This is a genomic window from Thiobacillus sp. (assembly GCF_024708915.1).
Genome location: NZ_JANJXQ010000152.1, coordinates 1 through 3,092, shown reverse-complemented (window position 1 = coordinate 3,092; position 3,092 = coordinate 1). Strand labels below are relative to the sequence as shown.

Genomic DNA, 3,092 nt, shown 5'->3' with positions numbered 1-3,092 from the left:
TTAGAGTTCGATCTCCCCTTCAAATACCGTTTCGGCCGGGCCGGTCATGCTGACCGGCTGGCCCTTGCCTGCCCATTCGATGACCAGGTCGCCGCCCTTCGTGTGCACGCTGACCGGGCTTTTCAGCCAGCCCTGGCGGATGCCGGCGACCGCCGCGGCGCAGGCGCCGGTGCCGCAGGCCAGGGTTTCGCCGGCGCCGCGCTCGTACACCCGCAGACGGATATCGTGCGGGGTCAGCACCTGCATGAAGCCGGCGTTGACGCGCTGCGGGAAGCGCGCATGTGATTCGATGGCGGCGCCGAGGATCTCTACCGGCGCGCTGTCGAGGTCGTTCACCCGCAGCACCGCATGCGGGTTGCCCATCGACAGCGCGGCGATCTCGATGACGTGCTGGCCGACTTTCAGCGGATAGGCGAGTGCTTCGGCCTCGGCGGCGAACGGGATGTCGGCCGGCGCGAAGCGCGGCGCGCCCATGTCCACCGCGACCTGGCCGTTGCCGAGCAGGCGCGGCTCGATCACGCCGGACGCGGTTTCCACGCGGATCGCGGTCTTGGCGGTGAGGCCCTTTTCATGCACGAAGCGCACGAAGCAGCGCGCGCCGTTGCCGCATTGCTCGACTTCGCCGCCATCGGCATTGAATATCCGGTAGCGGAAATCGACGTCGTCGCGGGTGGGTTTCTCGACCAGCAGTATCTGGTCGCAGCCGACGCCGAAGTGGCGGTCGGCGATGCGGCGGCACTGTTCGGCGCTGAGCGCGACGGTCTGGCCGACGCCGTCGAAAACGACGAAGTCGTTGCCGAGGCCGTGCATCTTGGTGAAGCGGAGTTTGGTGCCCGGTTGGGTGCTGGTGCCTGCGGTATTCATGCGGTTTTGAGTCTGACGTATTCCTTGAAGAGGCAGCGGTCCATCACCACCGTCATGCCGCCGGCCTGCGCGCGTTGCGCAGCGGCCTCGTGCACGATGCCTTCCTGGATCCAGATGGCTGCCGGTAGATGTTGCAGCGTCGAATCGGGCCGCTGCATGGAGTGTAGCGCCAGGCATTGCTCGACGATAGCCGGCACATGCTCGGCGGCACGGAACACGTTGACCAGGTCGACCTCGAACGGGATGTCGGCGAGACTTGCGTAAGCCTGCTCGCCGAGCACCTTGTCCACCAGCGGCCGCACCGGCACGATGCGATAGCCGTAGCGCTGCATCGCCTGCGCCACGCGGTAACTCGGCCGCGCGGGCTGCGGCGACAGGCCGACCACCGCAATCGTTCGGGTGCGGTCGAGCAGGGCGCGCAAGCCGGCGTCGTCGGGGTTGGCGAAGCTCACAGCGTCAGTTCCATCACGTGATCGTCCATCACAAAACCGCCGCCGATATCGAACACCCGCGACTCGACGATGCGGAAGCCGTATTTCCGGTAGGCGGCAACGGCCTGCGCGTTGCCGCGATTGACTTGCAGATGCAGGCGGCGGGCCTGCTGCTGACGCGCCCAGCCGGCGACGGCGTGCAGCAGTGCGGCGCCGATCCCCTGACGCTGGCTGTCCGGATGAACGTAGAGCTTGTCGAGCTTGCAGGCGGCGCCCTCCAGCACGGCATGGGCAAAGCCGACCAGCGCATCGTTCCGGCGCACCACCCACCAGGCATGGCGCGGGTCGTCCAGCTGTTCCCGCATCCGCTCGGGCGCATAACGGTCGGCCAGCATGGCATCGATCTGCGCCTGCGGGATCAGCGCCGGATAAGTGGCCTGCCACACCACGCGCGCCAGCGCACCGACGGCATCGGCATCGGCGGCCGCCAGCCGCGACGGATCGGTCCGCGTCTCATTCATACAGGTCGGCCTCGCCTTCCGGGCGGGTCTTGAAGCGGCGGTGCAGCCACAGGTACTGCGGCGGCATCTCGCGGACGCGGTCTTCGATGAACCCATTCATGCGGGCGACGTCGGCCTCCAGATTGCCGCTCGGGTAGTTGTCCCACGGCGGATAGAAGCGCACCGCGTAGCCCCGCCCCCACGGCAGCTGACGGGTGATGACCGGGACGATCTGGGCGCCGGTGAGTCTGGCCAGGCGCGGCAGCGCCGATACGGTGGCGGCGGGAATGCCAAAGAATGGAACGAATACGGCGTTGAGGCGGCCATGATCCTGATCCGGCAGGTAGTAGAACGGCAGGCCGTCCTTGAGTGTCTTGAGCACGGGTTTGATGCCGTCGTTCTTGGCGATCAGCACCGGGGAGAAAAAGCGGGAACGCCCGTGCCGCATCATTTTGTCGGCGACGGGGTTCTTGGCGCGCGCGTACATCGAGGCGGCGGTGCGATCCATCGCCAGCCGCACCCCGCCCATGTCGAGCCCGACAAAGTGCGGCGCCAGCCAGATCACCGGGCGCTTGCCGTCGCCCAGCACCGCTTCGGGATTGTCGATCCGGATCAGCCGGCGCAGGCGCGCTTCCGACCCCCACCACAGCACGCCGTGTTCGAGCGCTGCGCGCATCGAACTCTGAAAGGTCTGCCGCAGCCAGCGGCGGCGCGTTTCAGGCGAAGCTTCGGGAAAGCACAGTGCGAGATTGGTCGCGACGATGCGCCGGCGCCGTCCGGGGAACTGTGCGATCAGCCAGCCTGCGGCATTGCCGAGTGCCGCCTGGACCGGCAGCGGCAGCCAGTGCAGCAGCCAGAGTGCGCCTACGCCGAGCCAGTTCGGCAACAGCGAAGGATGCAGCAGGTTTGCGGGGGCGGCCGGCTTCATGCGTGTTCCTCGGCGTCCGGGGGAGCGACATCGCCCGGGCGCTTGTGGCGGTTGTAGCTCCACATGTATTGCGTCGGGAAACGCCGCACGATTGCTTCCACCGCCTGGTTCAAACGGGCGGCGGCGGCGGCCTTGTCTGCCGGCAGGGTTTCGCCCAGCGGAAAGACGTGCAAGTGGTAGCCGCGCCCCCAGCCCAGCCGCTCGGCGGCGACGAAAAAGGCCGCCGCCCCGGTCTTGCGCTGCAGGCTGGCGGCCAGCGTCGGCGTATAGGCCGGACGGCCAAAAAAAGGCGCCCACACGCCGTCGCCGCCGGTTGCCACCTGGTCGGGCAGAATGCCGATCGCTTCGTGGCGCTTGAGGGCCGCCAGC

4 protein-coding genes and 1 pseudogene are annotated in these 3,092 nt (G+C 67.9%); all 5 read right to left on the bottom strand.

Annotated features, from left to right (window positions below):
* Nucleotides 1-864: a diaminopimelate epimerase gene (gene dapF, locus Q0L94_RS10770; RefSeq protein ID WP_296753186.1), complete on the bottom strand. Its 864-nt coding sequence runs from the start codon at nucleotides 862-864 to the stop codon at nucleotides 1-3.
* Complete coding sequence (locus Q0L94_RS10765) at nucleotides 861-1,316, bottom strand: CoA-binding protein (RefSeq protein ID WP_296753185.1); 456 nt, start codon at nucleotides 1,314-1,316, stop codon at nucleotides 861-863. Before Q0L94_RS10765 ends, dapF begins: the two co-directional genes overlap by 4 nt.
* Nucleotides 1,313-1,816, bottom strand: a complete 504-nt coding sequence (locus Q0L94_RS10760; RefSeq protein ID WP_296753184.1) for a GNAT family N-acetyltransferase — start codon at nucleotides 1,814-1,816, stop codon at nucleotides 1,313-1,315. Before Q0L94_RS10760 ends, Q0L94_RS10765 begins: the two co-directional genes overlap by 4 nt.
* Nucleotides 1,809-2,723 carry a lipid A biosynthesis acyltransferase gene (locus tag Q0L94_RS10755; protein WP_296753183.1) on the bottom strand — a complete coding sequence of 305 codons (915 nt, stop codon included), beginning with the start codon at nucleotides 2,721-2,723 and terminating at the stop codon, nucleotides 1,809-1,811. Before Q0L94_RS10755 ends, Q0L94_RS10760 begins: the two co-directional genes overlap by 8 nt.
* Nucleotides 2,720-3,092, bottom strand: a pseudogene (locus tag Q0L94_RS10750) (lipid A biosynthesis lauroyl acyltransferase); the annotation flags it as partial. The pseudogene Q0L94_RS10750 and the gene Q0L94_RS10755, both read right to left, overlap by 4 nt.

Coding starts and splice junctions, on each gene's coding strand:
- dapF (WP_296753186.1), bottom strand. CDS start 864: ATGAATACCGCAGGCACCAGCACCCAACCGGGCACCAAACTCCGCTTC.
- Q0L94_RS10760 (WP_296753184.1), bottom strand. CDS start 1,816: ATGAATGAGACGCGGACCGATCCGTCGCGGCTGGCGGCCGCCGATGCC.
- Q0L94_RS10755 (WP_296753183.1), bottom strand. CDS start 2,723: ATGAAGCCGGCCGCCCCCGCAAACCTGCTGCATCCTTCGCTGTTGCCG.